Genomic DNA, 16645 nt, shown 5'->3' on the forward strand with positions numbered 1-16645 from the left:
CGTGACCCGGCTGCCCGACAGGATGTTGCCATGCCCTACCAGATTCGCCCGGCCCGTGACGAAGACTGCGTGGCCCTGAGCCTCGTCGGTCAAGCGACCTTCGCCCTGGCCAGCCCGCCCGATAGTGCGGTCAGCGCCCAGCAGCAATACATCGCCCATCACCTCCAGCCTGAGCATTTCCAGGCGCACCTGGAGCACCCGCACAAGCGGTTGCTGGTGGTCGAGCGGGGTGGCCAGGTGCTGGGCTACAGCATGCTCGACCTGGCGCCCGGCAAGCTGGGTATTGCCGAAGCCGATCAACTGGCGGAAATCTCACGCTGCTATGTACTACCCTGCGCCCATGGCAGCGGCGCCGGGCAATTGTTGCTCGCCACCACCCTGGCCCAGGTCGATGGCCAGGCGCGCCTGACAGTCAATGAGCTGAACGCCCGGGCGATCGGTTTCTATCAGCGCAACGGCTTTCGCAAGGTGGGCGAGGCTATCTTCCCTTGCGGCGACGAGCGGCACCGCGACTGGGTGATGGTCAGGATGGCCGAAGATCATCTAGATTGAACCCTCCCAACGCGAAGGCACTCCCATGACCGAACTTTCCGCATTCCCCATCACCGGCAAATGGCCGGCGCGACACCCTGAGCGTCTGCAACTGTACTCGCTGGCCACGCCGAACGGGGTCAAGGTCTCGATCATGCTCGAGGAAATCGGCCTGCCCTACGAGGTGCACAAGGTCAGCTTCGAAGCCGAGGACCAGTTGAGCCCCGCGTTCATCTCCCTGAGCGCCAACAACAAGATCCCGGCGATCCTCGACCCCAACGGGCCGGGGGGCCAACCGTTGCCATTGTTCGAATCGGGGGCGATCCTGCAGTACCTGGCCGAGAAGAGCGGCCAGTTGCTGAGCCTGGACCCGGCCCAGCGCTACCAGACCCTGCAGTGGCTGATGTTCCAGATGGGCGGCATCGGGCCGATGTTCGGCCAGGTGGGGTTCTTCCATTTCTTCGCGGGCAAGGAGTACGAGGACAAGCGTCCGCGGGACCGCTACGTCAATGAGTCCAAACGCTTGCTGGCGGTGCTCGACCGCCACCTGCAAGGGCGGGAGTGGATGGTCGATGCATACAGCATCGCCGATATCGCCATCTTCCCCTGGGTGCGTAACCTGGTGGAGCGCTACAACGCGCGGGAGCTGGTGGAATTCGACACGTTCAAGGAAGTGCAGCGGGTGCTGGCGCGGTTCCTCGAGCGCCCGGCCGTGCAGCGTGGCCTGAAGATCCCGGCATGACCTCGTCGGGGGCTGCGCGGCAGCCCCCGTCGCACATCCTCAGAGGACCTGGTTCAACAGCCAGTACAAGCAACCCGCCAGCAGCATCGCCGCCGGCAATGTCAGCACCCAGGCCATCAGCAGGTTGACCAGCGTCTTGCGTTGAATCCCCGAGCCGTTGGCCACCATGGTCCCGGCCACCCCCGAACTCAGCACGTGGGTGGTCGATACCGGCAGGCCGAACATATCCGCCGCGCCGATGGTGCACATCGCCACCACCTCGGCCGAAGCGCCCTGGGCATAGCTCAGGTGGGTCTTGCCGATCTTCTCGCCCACCGTCACCACGATGCGCCGCCAGCCGACCATGGTGCCCAGGCCCAGGGCGATGGCCACCGCCACCTTGACCCACAGCGGGATATAGCGGGTGGCGTCGTCCAGTTGGCGCTTGAACAGCTGCACGTGGCGGGCGGTATCGGCGTCGTAGCGGGCCAGCTGGTGCTTGTCGATCTGGCGGATGGCTTCGCTGGCCAGGTACATGTCGTTGCGCACGTTGGCCATGGCCTCGGCCGGCACGCGCTTGAGCGAGCCATAGCCCTTGACCTCCTCGCCGATCATGCCGGTCAGCGCGGCCAGCGCCGGCAGCAGCTCGGGGCTGGCCTTCGGGGTGGCGACGAACGCGGTCAGCACCTGGCGTGGATCGGCCGGGGCGGGCGCGGGGGCGGCCCGTACCAGGGCCTGGCGGGTTACCTCGGCGACGGCCGAGAACTGCAGGGCCTGCTCGTTGGGCATGGTCTTGTTCAGGGCATAGGCCATTGGTAGGGTGCCGACCAGGATCAGCATGATCAGGCCCATGCCTTTCTGCCCGTCGTTGGAGCCGTGGGCGAAGGACACGCCGGTACAGGTGAGGATCAGCACGCCGCGGATCCACCAGGGCGGCGGCGTCTGGCCTTCTGGCGCCTGGTACAGCTCGCGGCGCTTGACCATCGCGCGCAGGACGAGCAGCAACAGGGCGGCGCAGGCGAAGCCGATCAACGGCGAGAACAACAGGGCATAGCCGACCTTGCTGGCCTGGGCCCAATCCACGCCGCTGGTGCCGTCACGCCCGTGCATTAATGCATTGGCCACGCCCACGCCGATGATCGAGCCGATCAGGGTATGCGAGGACGAGGCCGGCAGCCCCAGCCACCAGGTGCCGAGGTTCCAGATGATCGCCGCCAGCAGCAGGGCGAAGACCATGGCGAAACCGGCCGACGAGCCGACCTGCAGGATCAGCTCCACCGGCAGCAGGGCGATGATGCCGAAGGCCACCGCGCCGCTGGACAGCAGCACCCCGAGGAAATTGCACAACCCCGACCACACCACCGCCACCGAAGCTGGCAGTGAATGGGTGTAGATCACCGTGGCCACGGCGTTGGCGGTGTCGTGGAAGCCATTGACGAACTCGAAGCCCAGGGCGATCAGCAAGGCCAGGCCCAGCAACAGGAAAGGAGTGACGGTGGTGACGACGGTGCCGCTGGCGCTGACGTCCTGCTTGAGGCTCCAGAAGGTGTAGGCCAGGCCCGCCAGCAGCAGGCCGAAGAACAAGGTGAGGGTGGCGCGTCCGGGTTTGTGGGCAAGGGGTGGGCCTGGGGTGCGCAGGCTCAGGTCGGGCTGGCTGGCCAGTGACGGGGTTGCCATGAGGGCTCCGGTTGGCGTCGGGCGGTGGTGCCGAAGGTATACAGCATAGAAACAATTCGTTACCGGGCCGTGACCTCGATCAATGAAGGCCTTAGGCTGGTAGGGAAACGATGTCGCAGGAGTACCTGATGATTCGCTGCAAACGCGTCTACGAGAGCGTCGAGGTGCAGGATGGCCAGCGCGTGCTGGTCGATCGCCTGTGGCCCCGCAATAAGCGCAAGGAAGACCTGCATGGGCAGTGGTTGCGCGAAGTCGCGCCCTCCGATGCACTGCGCAAGGCTTTTCACGCCGGTGAATTGGACTTTGCAGCCTTTGTCCAGCGCTATCAGCAGGAACTGGCCGCCCACCCCGAGCATTGGTATCCGTTGCTGGACCTGGCTGGCAAAGGCAACCTGACCTTGCTCTACGCTGGCAAGGATACCGAGCACAACAATGCCCAGGTCCTGGCCCGGTGGCTGGAGGATGAGCTGGAGCGCCGTGGCCCGGCCAGTTCACCGGTGTGCTATGCCCCTTGAACTGATTCCCGCCAGCGATGACTACCTGACGTTTGCCCGCGACCTCACCCGCCGCGCCATGCTGCCGTACTACCGCGAGTTCGACCTGCTGTGGATCGAGAAAGCCTTCGACGAGGCCTGGGGCTGGCGCGAGCAGTGGTTGGTGGTCGAGGACGAACAGGTAATGGGGTTCTGCAGCCTCAGCCAGGATCGCCAGGCGTTGTTCATTCGCGAGTTGCACCTGTTGCCCGAATATCGAGGCCGCGGCGTGGGCGGCTGGGTGCTGGAGGAACTGGCCGCCTGGGCGGCGCAACGCCGGCTGCCATGGTTACGGCTGATGGTGTTCGCCAGCAACCCGGCGCGGCGCCTGTACCAGCGCCGGGGCTTCGTTGAAGTGGGCATGGACGAGTGTTTCGTGCGGATGCAGCGCCCGGTCGCCTGAGCTACTACTGACGCAGCCGCACCATCCGCCCCTGGACCAGCGTCGCCTCCAGCACTTGTCCCTGTAGCGCCAGCAGTTCACCGGCCAGCAGGTTCTGCAGCAGCGCCTTGCCGTCGAAGGTATTGTTCCCTAGCTCAACCTCCCGCAGACCCTCGACCCGCACCACCGCCTTGCCCACCTGTCCCAGGCGATTGCCACTGAGCAGCAGCGGGCCCGGCAGTGGCGTGGCATTGCGCAGGCTGACGGCGTACTCCGGGGTATTGCCGATGCGATTGCCGACCAGGGCCAGGGCCGCCACCTCGCTGGCGTCCACCGCGCTGCCCTGGCTGCTGGCCAGCAGGTTGTCGTCGATCAGCAGCGGCGCCTCGGGCGTGGGCGCCAGGTTGCGCAACTGGATGCCGTTGCCCCGGCTGTCGCCGATACGGTTGCCCGCCAGCCACACGGCGCCGCGCTGGTCGCTGATTTCGATGGCGGCCTTGGCGGCGCCGAGTATCAGGTTGCCCTCGACCAGCGCCCGGGTCTGGCCGCGCAGGCGCACGCCACTGTTGTTGTCGATGCCCCGCACCTGGTTGTGATGCAGGTGCAACTGGCTGTCGCGGGCGTCGATGGCGTATTGCTGTGAGCCTTCGAAGCGGCTGCCGGCGATGGTCGCCTGGCTGTGTTGCAGTTCCACCGCGCTGGACAATTCGCTGAACTGACTGCTTTCGATCAGCAGCGTGGCGGGGCGCGTACCGATGGGTTGCTGGGTACTCAGCGCGGTGCTCAGACCCCGCGACAGGTTGGCGTTGTAGCCCAGGCGTCGGAGCGTCGAGCCGATCACCTGGGTGTGGCTGCCGGCCCAGGCCACCACGAAGGGGCGCCAGGCGCGATCGGTGTTGCCCGGTTTGTCGCCGGCCACGCTCTCCAGTGTCGAACGCTCCAGCCCCAACCAGCCCTGGTTGATCAGCGCGGTGCCGGAAAAACTGTACAGGTAGAGATGGGCGCCCTCGAGCAGCAGCCCGGCATCGGCGCCGATCATCAGCGGGTAGCTGAGCAGGTAGCCATCCTTGTAGGGCCTGAGCACCCGCGGATCGCGCAGCGCGTCATGCAGTTGCGCCAGGGTGATGCTGCCACCGCGCAGCACCACGGCTTGCGGGTGGTGTGCCTGGTAGCCGGCGATGGCGCGGAACAGGCCATTGTTGACGAACGGCTCGAACGGCCAGCTGCCGGCCTGGGACGAGAACATCGGTTGCAGGCTCACGCTGGCGCGGCCTGCGGGAGGCGCTCGACGGGCCTGTTCGAAGCTTACGGCCTGGCGGACCTGGCGACGCAGCTGGTCCAGCTGTTGCTGGTGCTGCGCCTGGGGCAGGGTGTCCATCACCGGCGCTGCCTGGGCGGTCGTCGCCAGCAGCAGGGCGGCCAGGCAGGAGAGGGAAAAGCGGCTGAACGGTGCCATGTAAGCGTCCTTGATCAAGGCAGGGTGGGGTAGGCCGGCTTGAGCAGGCCACCGATCTGGCTGTAGTTGTCCACCTCGCCGTCCTCGCTGTCGTACAGCTGGCGGGCGAGGGCGTGCCCTGGCCGGCGGGCGAGGAACGGGATCAGCCAGGCCAGCTTGTACGGCGCGACTTCGGCCTGGCGCTGCCCTTTGAGCTCGGGCAGGGTGTCCGGGGCGAGCACGCTGCGGGCGGCGAAACTGGCCAGTTGGTCGAGGATGCGCTGGTCGTCGTCGCTCCAGGCCAGGCCATTGGCGCGCGCCGATTCGCTCAGCAGCACCAGCGGCACCAGGGCGTACTGGCTGTAGTTGGCAGCCAGCCTGCTGCGCGCCACCTCCAGCGGCAGGTAGGCCTGGTCGCCCCTGCGCACGGCCTGGGCCAGGCCCCGGCGCAGGTTGCCGTCGGCCCAGCGGATGAAATCGTCGCGGCCCACCAGCATGCCGGCGGCGGCCACCGCCCAGGCGGCCCAGTAGTCGTGGTTGTTGAAGTACACGGTGGTGGACTGGCGGCGCGGGTCGTACTCGCGCATCACCTGTTCGCCAAGCTGGCTGAACCAACGGTGTTGCACGGGAGTGAGGCGGACCTTGTCGTCGGTCGCCGCCTGGGTCAGCAGCACCGCGCCGGCCATGGCCGCCAGCGCCCACTTGCGCGCCGCCATGCCGGTGTTGCTGGCATCCGGATCGAGCAGGGCACCGGCTTGCGCCCAATGCTCCAGCCATTGCTCCTGGCAGGCCAGGGCCATGTTGGCCTCCTGGGGCTTCTTCGCCTTCTGGAAGCGCTTGCCGGCCTGGATCACGCCTGCGATGAACTGTTTGACCTGCCGGGCAATGCGCTCGCTGTCGGCGTCGGGCGTGGCGCGCAAGGTCGACTTGCTGGCGTCGCGTTGATCGTACTTGCTCTGCAGGTGCAGGCTGCCGGTATAGGGTGGTGGCGGTTGCTTGCTGCAGGTCAGGCTGTGGTAGTCGGCGATCAGGGCCGACTGCGCGGTGGCGCGGGCGGGCCAGATGGTTTGCGCAGCATGGCCGGGGAAGGGCAGCAGGGCGATTGCAAGCAGCAGGGGCAACCCTGGCAGCGTTTTCACAGGCACAGGCGCGTCTCCACATCGGTGGCGGCGCTGCCGGCCTTGGTTGGCTCGAGGAATACCGAGAGCAAGTTGGCGCCGGCGAACTCGGGCGCCCGGCTCAGCTCCAGGTAGTACTGGCCGCCACCGACCGCCGCCTCGCGACGGAACCACACCTTGTCGCGGGCGCCGTTGTCGTAATAGACGATGATGTAGAAATCCTTGACGTTCCTGTCGCTCAGGCGGATGTCGAGAAAGCCCTTGGACACCGCCTGCCGGGCACTGCCGGCATTGCTCAGCAGTTCGATACGCTCGCCGACCTGCAGTGCCGGCCGCTGCAGTTTCGTGCCCAGTAGCTCCCTGGACGTCTTGCAGCCACCGTGTATCGCCGGCACCAGTTGGCGATACATCAAGGGCGAGTCCAGGCGGTAGTTGGCCGGCAGTTCCCAGACGATCAGCTTGGGCGGCGCCTCGGGCTTGTAGTCGGCGGACAGCAGATATTCCAGGAGCGAGCCGTCCTCGCCCACGCCGGGCAGCGCGTAGTTGAGCACATCCGCCTGCAGGTACTGTTTCAGGTAACCGTCGAAGTTGAACTGCTTGCTCTCGTCCTCGCGGGCCGCGGCATTGCTGTCGCCGACCAGGATCACCTCGGGGTCGGGCGCTTCGTCGAACAACGCATCGCTGCTATCGGCCATTGGCACGGTCTGGTAGCCGCGTACGTACTGGAACCCGTAGTTGTTGCCGCAGATGTAGCTCAGGGCCAGGTTCAGCGTGCCGTCCTTGGGTACCATCACGCCGGGCTCGGTGCTGTAGCGTTTCTTGCTCAAGCCACTGTAGAACGGCTGGCGGCGGATCTCCTCGGCCATCAACCTGGCCGTGGCCTCGGCGCCGGCCGGGGTCCAGTGGTGGTCGCGGCGGAAGAAGTATTCGCCCTGAGGCGGCTGGCGCACCAGCTGCATCATCGGCGCCACCACCGCGCCGCCCTGGCGCAGTTGCCCCAGGTAGGTGTCGAGGTTGCGGCTGGCCCGCTCGAAGTCGAAACCATGCAACTGGTCGGCGTAGAGCTTGTCGCGGTGCATCAGGCCGCGGGTCGGCTGGACCGCCATGGCCACCTGGATGCCCTGGCGATGGAATGCGTCCATCAGCCGGGCGAACTCCGGGCGCATGGGCGCGGGAATGCCGAAGTCGTTGGTCAGGTCGACCATCGAGCGGAACAGCCAGCGCTCCTTGCCGGGGACGATCTGGCGCATCAGCTTCATGCGCCCTTCGGCATAGTGCTGCGGTTCGGCCAGGGCCGGGCAGACCATGCACTGCAGGTTCTCGCAGCCGGGCCGGGCGGGCTCGGCGGCCTGGCCGGGCAGGACCGTCAGCGCCAGGGTGGCCGCCAGGCCAAGGGGGAGGAAAGTGTTCATGGGCCAGTCATCCTTGCGGCGGTGTATCACTCGGTCGGGTCGATGCTGTTGGCCAGGCTCAGGCTGCGATTGCCTGGCAGCAGCACGTAGCTGTAGGAGCGGCCTTTCTTGAGAAACAACTCGTCGAAGCTGGCCACTTCCTGACCACCGACATAGGCGGCGAAGTCGATCTTGATTTCGTTGACCATGCGCGCGCCGGTCTGGCCCTTGGCCAGGGCCTTGACCACCTCGTGCTTGCCGTCGGCGGTGCGCAGCGTGGCCTGGGCCGGGGTCAGGTTGTAGAAGGCCACCTGGGCCTTCTTCGGCTCATTGACGTACTGGTCGGCGATCACTTGCAACTGCTTGCCGTCGTACACCACGGTGCTGGCGGCGTTGGCCGCCAGGGTCGGTTCGATGGCCGTGGCGCCGATGCCGATCCTGTGCACCCCGGCCGGCACGAAGCGGTAGCCGCTGAGCTGCCCCGGGGCGACTTTCTGCGGGTTGAGCTTGCCGCTGAGAGCCACGTCGATGCTGCGGTCGGACAGGTTGAGCACGCGCACGAAGGCCGAGTCGGCCGGGGCCACGGCGTCGTACAGGTCGGCATTGCCTTCGGCGGCCAGGAGGGAGTGGCTGGCGGCGGTCAGGGCCAGGGCGGTGAACAGGGGCGAAAGCTTCATCAGGTTCTCCTTGGGACGTCAGAAATGCGCGGGCTGGGCGTCGCGGGCAAGCGCGCCGGGGCGATGGGCAAGCAGGGTGCGCAGGGGAAACTCCCAGATCACGGTGTCGATCTGCGGGTTGTGCAACTGGTCGCTGGCGAGAAACTGGTTCATCGCCTCGAACGGCCCTCGGGCCTCCACGGCGACGGACAACAGGTCACGGTTGAGCGCTTCCTTGAGGAAACCGACGAAGTTCCAATCGTCGATCTTGCTGTAGCTGGTGCCCACCAGCAGCAGGCTCTGCGCCTGTTCGGCGAACAGTTCGTCGCTGCTCTGGGCGGCCTTGAGGGTCTCGTACAGTTCGATCGGATTGGCGCCGAACTGTGGCGCCAGGCGGGCATGGTCGAACTGCAGGTAGTTCATCAGGTCGCCCTTGACCGTCTTGTCGCCGGCCTTGTGCGAGACATACACCTGGTCACCGAGCAGGCGCGGGCGCTGGCGTGCCAGTTCATAGGCCGACAGCCGCGCGCCGTCCGGGCTCCAGTGGGTGTCGGACTTGAGGAACAGGCGCGGACCGGCCAGGTTGCGCAGATAGGCGTCACGCAGCGGCACCACATCCAGGCGGCGCAGTTGCAGGTCGGCGACGAAGCGGTCATAGAGGCTGGCCACCCGTGGGTCGAAGGCGCGCTCGGCATGGGTCGCATAGATATCCAGCTTCATCGGCAAGGGCAGCAGCACCAGGTGCTTGCCATGCTCGGCCAGTTGCTGCTCGACCTTGGCGATCTGCGCCAGCTGGCTCGCCAGGTTGGCGTCCAGGTCGTTGGGCACGCGGTACTCCTGGCTGGTGTAGAGCCAGCCGTCCTTGCCCAGCACCACGCCCTGGGTGCCCTCGCCGAACAGCTGGAAGCGTGCGTCGGCCCACAGCTGCACCGAGGGTTCGCGCAGGAACAAGCGCTTGTCGTAGATCTGCTCGAACTTGCGCAACAGCTTGCCGTCGACGAACAGGTTCCAGCTGTCGGTCTGGGCGCGGGCGAAGCTCAGCACAGGCGGCAGCGAATAGAAGAACATCGCCGCCAACGCCAGGGCGAAGATTACACCGTTGGCCTTGCTGGCCGTCTTCATCACCGGGTACACGGCACTCTCCTAGAACTGGAAATACAGGAACGGCGAAAACGAACTGGCCGCCAGGCTGCTCAGCGCCAGCAGGAAGCCCGCCCACAGCAGCAGGCTGTGCAGCACCCCGACATGACGCATGAAGTAGCCTTCCTGGTTGCCGGCGTAGAAGCGCACGTTGTTGATCCCGGCCAGGATCAGCCAGGCGACTGCCACCAGGGCGAAGGCCATGGCCATCTTCGAGGCGCCGAGCACGTACAGCTCCAGCGAGCCGAAGCCGTTCAGGCCCAGCAGCGCCCGGTAGATGTCGAGGCTGTGACGCAGGTCCATGGTGAAGAACAGCGGCATGCTCAGGATGATCAGCAGCGCGGTGCGCAGGTTGCGGCCCAGGCGGTACGGTGTGCTGACCTTGGTGGCCAGGCCGAACTTGCGCTCCAGCACCATGCCGATGCCGAAGAACAGCCCCCAGCAGATGAAGGCGAAACTCGCCCCGTGCCACAGGCCCGACAGCAGCATGGTCCACACCAGCGCCGGCAGGGCGCCGGCCACGCGCTTGCGCACCAGGGGCATGTAGACGTAGTCGCGCAGGAAATGCGCCAGGGTCATGTGCCAGCGCGACCAGAACTCGGTGATGCTTTGCGACACATAAGGCTGGTTGAAGTTTTCCGGGAAGCGGAACCCCATCATCAGCGCCAGGCCCAGGGCCATGTGGCTGTAGCCGGCGAAGTCGAAGTACAGCTGCAGGGTCGACACCACCAGGCCGAACCAGGCATCGCTGAACTGCAGGCTGCCTTCGCCGATGAACAGCACGTTGATCGGCGCCAGGCGGTCGGCAACCAGCACCTTCATGATGAAACCGAGCATGAACCGGCACACGCCCAGCGAGAACAGCTCCAGCGAGTGGCTGCGCTGGCGCAACTGCGGGGCCAGCTGGCTGTAGCGCAGGATCGGCCCCGCCACCAGGTGCGGGAACAGCGCGACGAAGGCGGCGAAGTCGATGAAGCTGCGCGTGGGCGTGGCGTCCTTGCGGTAGATGTCGACGATGTAGCTCAGCGCATGGAACACATAGAACGAGATGCCCAGCGGCAGGAAGATGTTCTCCAGGGTCCAGGTGTCGATGCCCAGCGGCGCCAGCAGCAGGGCCAGCATCTCGGCGCCGAAGTTGGCGTACTTGAAGTAGCCCAGCGTCGCCAGGTTGCCGGCCACGCCCAACCACAGCAGGCGCAGGGCCCACGGTTTGTCCGCGGCGTCCAGGCGTGCCTTGATGCCCAGGCCGAACGCGTAGTTCCAGGCGGTGATGGCGACGAACAGCAGCAGGAAGTCCGGGCGCCACCAGGCGTAGAACACGTAGCTGGCGGCAACGATCACCAGCGAGCGCCACCGCGGCCGGGCCAGGTAGTAGATAGCCAGGAACAGCGGCAGGTAGAGGAACAGGAATACGTTGGAGGCGAAGATCATGCTGGCCCGTCCTTAGTAGCTGATCACCACGCCGACACTCAACTGGTAGTCGTCACCGCTGTCCAGCGCGCTGCCTGCGTTGAGGTAGCTGGCGCTGACCAGGGTGTTGACGTCCAGGCGCTTGCCGTCGAGGGCTACCGGGAACATCTTCCAGTAGTAGTTGAGGTCGATCATCTGGCCGACGTTGTCGCCCTTGCCGTGCAGCCCGGCGTTCAGTTCGCTCTGGCGTCGGGCGCGGGCATCGGCGGCCATGCGGATCGGCAGCGCGCCGCCCTCGTCGCGCAGGTTGAGCTGGGTCACCCGCAGGTCCAGGGCGCTGCGCGCGGTGGGGCGGGTCTCCAGGGCGAAGCCGTAGTAGCTCAGGTTGCGCAGGTCGAGGGCGACGAACGCACTGGTCAGGCGCGTGCTGTACGAGCCCTGGCGGGTGATGCGGTCGGACTGGATCGGGTTGAGCCGGAAGCCGTCGTTGTCGTCGTCCGACTTGTCGGTCAGGCCGCCGCGCAATGCCAGGCGCGGGGTCCAGGGCAGCGTCTCGAAGCGCTTGCCGACCTCGCCCAGCGCCGCCCAGCCTTTGCTGGCGTGGCCGGTGCTGGTGACGCCGTTGCCGGCGGTGTTGTCCATCTTGCCGCCCAGGGCCGCCAGTTCCAGGTGGTAGTCGGTGGCCAGGGGCAGGTTGTCGCCCTTGAAGAACAGTCCGTAGCGCCAGCCCTTGAAGTCGTAGCGATCGTCGACGTCGTGGTCGCTGCGGTCGTTCTCCTGCATCAGGCGCACGCCGACCTGGTTGTTCGGGCTCCAGCGATAGGCGTACTGGCCCATCAGGTACAGCGTGCGCTCTTCGCTCGCGGCCAGCGAATTGACGTCGGTGTTGTAGTTGTGGAATTTCTGCCCGAGCGCGACGAATGCGTCGGAGAAGGTGTCCTGATAGTCGAAGCGCACCGACTCCAGGCTGTCGTCCCACCAGATGCCGTAGTCGTCGGCGAAACGTTGGCGGCCGAACGACAGCGAGAAGCGCGGGTCGTCGCCGATCAGGTTGCGTTTGACGTACAGCTCGCGCAGTTCGGCGTACCAGCCCTCGGGTTGTTCGCGGGCATTGTTGTTGGTCGACTCGTTGGCCAGGTTGCTCGACTGGCTGGAGTCGTAGTTCAGCCACAAGCGGCCATAGACCATCCACCTGGCCCAGCGTTTTTCCGGCGAGTACCAGGCGAACGACGGCTCGTAGCGCAGGCTGTAGAAACTCTCGCGGTCGCGGCCGACCTGGGAGTCCTGCGGCCCGTAGCCGGTCTGCAGGGTGAGCTTGTTGAAGAACTCCGAGGTGATCACCGGTTCGCTGCCGTCGACGGTCGCGACGCGCATCGGCGCGCTGCTGTCGGCGTCGGGGCCGGTGACTTCCTCGGCTGCCAGCACCGTCAGCGGCGCCAGGGCGAGCAGGGCGCCGAGCAGGGGTGGGTGCGCTTTCACAGGGTGGGCTCCTTCAACAGATCGTTGCGCACGGCCAGGGCGCGCTCGATGTCATCCTTGGGCAAGGTCTTGTCCAGCCGTTTGATCAGGCCACGGGCGCGGGTCTCGCCGAGGTCGAGGGCGATGCGGGCGTAGGTGTAGGCCTTGACCGGGTCGTGGCAGATGGCCCGGCCGCGCAGGTGCACGGTGGCCATGCGGTACCAGGCGGCAGTCGAGCCTTGCTCGGCCTGTTGCCGCCAGATGGCCAGGGCGCGCTCCTGGTCGGGCTGGTCGAGGCCGCCCTTGCTGTACAGGTCACCCAGCAGCAGGTGGGCGTCCGGGTAGTGGGCGGCGATCAGCTCGTCGATCAGTGCATGGGCCTTGTACGGGTCCAGGGTCAGCCAGTTATTGACCATGTAGAACTGGGCATCCAATACCTTGGCACGGGTCGGGTCCTTGGCCCTAACCTGGGTAATCAGCGCCTGGGCCTGCTCGGCGTTGTGCTCGGTGGGGTTGGAGATCATGAAGTTGGCCTTGGCCACCAGCGCCGGCAGGTAGCCACGGGCGACGGCGTTGTCCAGCCAGCGCTGGGCTTCGGCGATGCCGTCGGCGCGCAACTGGTCGTCGGCCTTGTCGCGGGCCAGTTGCTCGGCCGTCGGCTCGACCTTGGCGCCCATGGCGCGGCTCTGGCGCTGCTCGCGTTCGGCGTCCAGTTCGGCGCGGGTGGTGCCATGGATGCTGTCCAGCAGCGCGCCGATGCGCTGCACCACCTCCACCGGCAGGCTGGCCATCTCCGGCTCCAGGCTGCGGGCGAAGGCGAGGAAGGCCGGGTCCTGGCGCTCGCCGAGGAAGCGGTAGTAGCGCTCGATGCCGCGTGGGTCGATGCGTGCTGCCTGCTGGTACCAGCGCTCGGCTGCGGCGCGGTCGCCCTGGCGCTCGGCGACCACGGCGCGATACAGCTCAGGGCGGCAGTTGAGCAGGCAGCTCTGTTCGTACAGCGCCAACAGCTCGGCGGCGCGTTCGCCCGGGAACAGCTGCGGATAGACCAGGAATACCTCCAGGCTGGTGCTGGTGCTGCGCGGGTCACGGTCGTTGGGGTAGCGGGCCAGGGCCTGGCGCATCCACGCCTCGTGACTGCGCTGCAGGCGCGGGGTGCGGTCGAGCAGGCGCGCCAGCGAGGCCAGTGCCGGGATCTGGCCGTGGCCGTCGGCGAAGGCCTCCTGGTACAGGCTGACGATGTCCTGGCGGTTGGCACTGTCGCTGTTGGACAGCACATCGCCAAGCAGTTGCTTGGAGGCCAGGTCGCCACGCTCGGCGAGAGCGCGCAGGTCGCTCGTGACGTCGGCGCCCGGGTCCTTGTACAGCGCGTAGCGGATCTGCTCCAGGCTCTGCCCGGCCCAGCCACTGCCGGCGCAGACCAGGCCGAGGCCGGCCAGCAACAGGCGCGGGGCGTTCTTGGCGTTCATGACCTGCCCTCAGTTGCCGCTGCCGAAGGGCAGGCCCAGGTACAGGTCGACCGCCACGGCCTTCTGGTAGGCCGCCGCCGGCAGCGGGCTGTCCGGCTGGATGGTCAAGGCCAGGTTGTGGTTGAGCTCGTCGGAGCGGGCGTCCACCACCTTGCCGCTGAAGTGCTGGTCGAGGCCGAACACCTGCATGTTCACCGAGCGCACGCGGCTGACATCGGCGAGCTTGTCGAACGGCACGTTGGCGCGCACGAACATGGCCTCGCCCTTGGGCAGCAGGTGCATCATCGGCGCGGCCTTGTAGCCATAGCCGTCCAGCGGTTGCGACGGGTACCAGACCTGGCAGTCGCACGGGCTGTTGATCACCGTCTCGACGCTGGCGCGGCCCAGCAACGCCTGCAGGTCGCCCGGGGCAAGGTCGGCCAGGGCCTTCATGTCAGCCGGGCTGGTGAAGCTGGTGGCCAGCTGGGTGGAGATGTTCGCCAGTGGTTGGCCGGTTCGCACCTCGGTGGCGTCGGCCGGTAGCAGGTACTTCACGTAGCCGTTGTCCGGCATGCTGATGACCTGGGCGTTGCTCGCCACCGTGGCCTGCAGTGCCGGAATGCGGAAGAACAGCAGGTAGCCCTTGTAGCCGACGAAGCCCAGCGCGGCCAGGCCGGCAGCGGTGTACAGCGCGGTGCCGGCGATGGCCCTGAGCCGCTCGCCAGGCGTGCGCGCGCGGGCTAGCTGGTGCTTGCGCGCCTTGATGTAGTTTTCCCGCTGCATCACGTTGAACAGGCCGTTGATGTCGGCAACCTCACCCGACAGGTAGGCGCTGATCAGGTAGCGCAGGATGTCGCGCTTCTGCGCGTCGAGGTCGACGAACTGCGCGCCGACCTCCTTGCCGCGCTGGGAGACGATGCGCACCTTGCCTTCGATCGCCAGGTCGACCTGGTTCAGGCGCAGCTGGATCGAGGCGTCGTACAGCGCGCCGATGGTCAGCGGTGCTTCGTGCAGCAGGCCGATGCCGCCCAGCGAGATGTCGGCCAGGTCCGCCTCGAGCGGCTCGCGCCCGGCGCCGGCCAGGCGTACCCGGGCGTTCATGCGGGTGCGCACGTACTGACGCTCGTCGATGGCTTCGTGGACGATGTTGGCCGGGGCCGCGGGGGTATTGGAAGTACTCATGTGCAGGCGCCTTTCCTTAACGTTGCGTGAGTTCTAGAAGCACGGTGATGACCCCGAAGAAGATGGCGATCGAGGAGCACAGCATCGCCTTCGAGGACCAGCGGTTGAGGTTGGCGTCGAAGTCGACGCTGCCGGTGGCCAGGGTGGTCTTCTGCCGCGTCCAGCGTTGCTGGTCCATGTGGAACATCGCGTAGACCTTCATCAGCGAGCCGACGATCTGGTTGTAATAGAGAACGAAGGGGTACATCGGGCTGACAGGGTGCCCGGCGAAGATGAACAGCACGGTCACCAGGCTGCGCGAGATCAGCACCCAGAACAGGTACACCAGCAGGTACTGGATGCCGAACACCAGGCCGGCCACCACCGAAGCGGTCAGGCCCATCAGGCAGGTCCACATCGACACCCGCTGGTCGAGCAGCACGTACAGGGTGAACAGCCCCAGGCGCGTGCGACCGAGCAGGGCGGTGGCGCGGAAGTTCTGCCGCAGCGAGTTGCCGTACCAGCGGAACATCAGCTGGCGGGTGGCGACCCAGAAGCTGTCGCTGGGCGGGTGCTCGACGGTCAGGGTGTGGCTGTCGGGCACGTAGAAGGTGTCCCAGCCGGCGCGCATCAGGCTCAGCCAGCTGGACTTGTCGTCGCCGGTGAGGAACTGGAAGCGGCCCAGGCGCCAGTGCTCGAGGAAGTCCGCCTCGACATCGCGGATGAACGCCGGGTCGGTCATCACCCCGGCGCGGAAGAACGACAGCCGTCCGGTCAGGGTCAGTACCCGATGCGACAGGGCCATCGAGCACATGTTGATATGCCGCTGGACGAAACGCATCGAGTGCCATTGGCGCATCCAGCGGCTGCCCTCGACCTCGCAGAACTCGTTGGTGGTCAGGCCACCGACGTCGGGCAGCACGGCGAACAGCTTGACCGCCCGCTCGACGCAGCCGGGCAGCATCATGGTGTCGCCGTCGACCACGCCGACCACCGCATCTTCCAGCGGCATCTGCCGCGACAGGGCACGGAAGGCGTGGGCCAGGCCATCGCGTTTGCCGGTGCCGCGGGCGCGGACGATGACCAGGCGGATGTCGTCGCGGCCCTGCACCTCGTCGCGCATGATGTCCTTGATGAACTGCTCGTCACCTTTCTCGACGATCGAGGCGATCACCGTGCACGGCACCTTGAGTCGCTGCACTTCCTGGAATACCGACTGGTACACCTTGAAGGTGGTATGGGTGGGGATGCGAAAGCTCGTTACCACCATGAACATGTGCGATGGCAATGCCGCGTCGCCCAGGCGCTCGACCTGGCGGCGCAGGCGCGGGAAGCGCCAGTGCAGGAAGTACATGCCGCGTAGGTAGTGGACGATGGCATTGCCGTAGCGCCACATGCCCAGGATGCCGATGATGAAGATGAACTGGTGATGGCCTGGGTCCAGGTACTGCGGCGCGACCATCTGCGCGGCCAGCGCGATGAGCCCGGCGAGCATTGCCCAGGCACAGAAGGTGGCCGCTGCGCGCAGATAGCCCGGGGCCGCGAAAGGCCGCTGTCGTTGTCGTTCCATGGCGCTGTAGCTCCTTG

General features: G+C 66.6%; 15 protein-coding genes. 4 read left to right on the forward strand and 11 right to left on the reverse strand.

From position 1 onward, the window contains the following. The first annotated feature begins 30 nt into the window (after positions 1-30). Positions 31-552, forward strand: coding sequence for a GNAT family N-acetyltransferase (locus tag BMY03_RS13745; RefSeq protein WP_038706395.1), 522 nt, complete (start codon positions 31-33; stop codon positions 550-552). Between the two features lie 25 nt (positions 553-577). Then, the gene (locus tag BMY03_RS13750; protein WP_023631479.1) at positions 578-1273 is read left to right on the forward strand and encodes a glutathione S-transferase N-terminal domain-containing protein; all 696 of its coding nucleotides are present in this window, start codon (positions 578-580) and stop codon (positions 1271-1273) included. A gap of 39 nt (positions 1274-1312) precedes the next feature. Here BMY03_RS13750 and BMY03_RS13755 read toward each other — a convergent pair whose 3' ends face one another. Further along, positions 1313-2929, reverse strand: a complete 1617-nt coding sequence (locus BMY03_RS13755) for an inorganic phosphate transporter (protein WP_094011366.1) — start codon at positions 2927-2929, stop codon at positions 1313-1315. 128 nt (positions 2930-3057) lie between these two features. Here BMY03_RS13755 and BMY03_RS13760 point away from each other — a divergent pair, with 128 nt between their 5' ends. Both BMY03_RS13760 and BMY03_RS13765 read left to right on the forward strand, forming a co-directional pair. Further along, positions 3058-3444: a DUF488 domain-containing protein gene (locus tag BMY03_RS13760; protein WP_023632656.1), complete on the forward strand. Its 387-nt coding sequence runs from the start codon at positions 3058-3060 to the stop codon at positions 3442-3444. After that, a complete protein-coding gene (locus BMY03_RS13765) occupies positions 3434-3865 on the forward strand; it encodes a GNAT family N-acetyltransferase (RefSeq protein WP_094011367.1) in 432 nt (143 codons plus the stop codon). Before BMY03_RS13760 ends, BMY03_RS13765 begins: the two co-directional genes overlap by 11 nt. 4 nt (positions 3866-3869) lie before the next feature. Here BMY03_RS13765 and BMY03_RS13770 read toward each other — a convergent pair whose 3' ends face one another. From BMY03_RS13770 to BMY03_RS13815, 10 genes are read right to left on the reverse strand one after another with little or no spacing between them, the layout of a single operon-like run. Continuing rightward, the gene (locus tag BMY03_RS13770) at positions 3870-5300 is read right to left on the reverse strand and encodes a right-handed parallel beta-helix repeat-containing protein (RefSeq protein WP_094011368.1); all 1431 of its coding nucleotides are present in this window, start codon (positions 5298-5300) and stop codon (positions 3870-3872) included. Positions 5301-5314: 14 nt separating this feature from the next. Beyond that, positions 5315-6424, reverse strand: a complete 1110-nt coding sequence (locus tag BMY03_RS13775) for a polysaccharide lyase (RefSeq protein WP_094011369.1) — start codon at positions 6422-6424, stop codon at positions 5315-5317. Then, positions 6415-7809, reverse strand: coding sequence for an alginate O-acetyltransferase AlgX-related protein (locus tag BMY03_RS13780; protein WP_038706392.1), 1395 nt, complete (start codon positions 7807-7809; stop codon positions 6415-6417). Before BMY03_RS13780 ends, BMY03_RS13775 begins: the two co-directional genes overlap by 10 nt. A gap of 26 nt (positions 7810-7835) precedes the next feature. Then, positions 7836-8465 (reverse strand): alginate O-acetyltransferase AlgF, encoded by a 630-nt coding sequence (locus BMY03_RS13785; protein WP_094011370.1) that lies wholly within the window; start codon positions 8463-8465, stop codon positions 7836-7838. 18 nt (positions 8466-8483) lie between these two features. After that, complete coding sequence (locus BMY03_RS13790) at positions 8484-9578, reverse strand: alginate O-acetyltransferase (protein WP_177182913.1); 1095 nt, start codon at positions 9576-9578, stop codon at positions 8484-8486. Between the two features lie 9 nt (positions 9579-9587). Beyond that, on the reverse strand, positions 9588-11015 hold the full coding sequence (locus BMY03_RS13795) for an MBOAT family O-acyltransferase (RefSeq protein WP_094011371.1): 1428 nt from the start codon (positions 11013-11015) through the stop codon (positions 9588-9590). 12 nt (positions 11016-11027) lie between these two features. Further along, complete coding sequence (locus BMY03_RS13800; RefSeq protein WP_094011372.1) at positions 11028-12473, reverse strand: alginate export family protein; 1446 nt, start codon at positions 12471-12473, stop codon at positions 11028-11030. Continuing rightward, positions 12470-13918: a tetratricopeptide repeat protein gene (locus tag BMY03_RS13805; protein ID WP_094011373.1), complete on the reverse strand. Its 1449-nt coding sequence runs from the start codon at positions 13916-13918 to the stop codon at positions 12470-12472. The genes BMY03_RS13800 and BMY03_RS13805 overlap by 4 nt, the downstream gene beginning before the upstream one ends. 9 nt (positions 13919-13927) lie before the next feature. Further along, positions 13928-15079, reverse strand: a complete 1152-nt coding sequence (locus BMY03_RS13810) for a PilZ domain-containing protein (protein WP_094011374.1) — start codon at positions 15077-15079, stop codon at positions 13928-13930. Positions 15080-15095: 16 nt separating this feature from the next. Then, a complete protein-coding gene (locus BMY03_RS13815) occupies positions 15096-16628 on the reverse strand; it encodes a glycosyltransferase (protein ID WP_023632349.1) in 1533 nt (510 codons plus the stop codon). Positions 16629-16645 lie beyond the last annotated feature (17 nt).

The sequence above is a fragment of the Pseudomonas soli genome, assembly GCF_900110655.1.
GTDB classification, from domain to species: Bacteria; Pseudomonadota; Gammaproteobacteria; order Pseudomonadales; family Pseudomonadaceae; genus Aquipseudomonas; species Aquipseudomonas soli.

Bases quoted from the DNA above. Each gene is read 5' to 3' on its own strand.
- BMY03_RS13745 (WP_038706395.1), top strand. From the start codon at position 31: ATGCCCTACCAGATTCGCCCGGCCCGTGACGAAGACTGCGTGGCCCTG.
- BMY03_RS13750 (WP_023631479.1), top strand. From the start codon at position 578: ATGACCGAACTTTCCGCATTCCCCATCACCGGCAAATGGCCGGCGCGA.
- BMY03_RS13755 (WP_094011366.1), bottom strand. From the start codon at position 2,929: ATGGCAACCCCGTCACTGGCCAGCCAGCCCGACCTGAGCCTGCGCACC.
- BMY03_RS13760 (WP_023632656.1), top strand. From the start codon at position 3,058: ATGATTCGCTGCAAACGCGTCTACGAGAGCGTCGAGGTGCAGGATGGC.
- BMY03_RS13765 (WP_094011367.1), top strand. From the start codon at position 3,434: ATGCCCCTTGAACTGATTCCCGCCAGCGATGACTACCTGACGTTTGCC.
- BMY03_RS13770 (WP_094011368.1), bottom strand. From the start codon at position 5,300: ATGGCACCGTTCAGCCGCTTTTCCCTCTCCTGCCTGGCCGCCCTGCTG.
- BMY03_RS13780 (WP_038706392.1), bottom strand. From the start codon at position 7,809: ATGAACACTTTCCTCCCCCTTGGCCTGGCGGCCACCCTGGCGCTGACG.
- BMY03_RS13785 (WP_094011370.1), bottom strand. From the start codon at position 8,465: ATGAAGCTTTCGCCCCTGTTCACCGCCCTGGCCCTGACCGCCGCCAGC.
- BMY03_RS13795 (WP_094011371.1), bottom strand. From the start codon at position 11,015: ATGATCTTCGCCTCCAACGTATTCCTGTTCCTCTACCTGCCGCTGTTC.
- BMY03_RS13805 (WP_094011373.1), bottom strand. From the start codon at position 13,918: ATGAACGCCAAGAACGCCCCGCGCCTGTTGCTGGCCGGCCTCGGCCTG.
- BMY03_RS13810 (WP_094011374.1), bottom strand. From the start codon at position 15,079: ATGAGTACTTCCAATACCCCCGCGGCCCCGGCCAACATCGTCCACGAA.
- BMY03_RS13815 (WP_023632349.1), bottom strand. From the start codon at position 16,628: ATGGAACGACAACGACAGCGGCCTTTCGCGGCCCCGGGCTATCTGCGC.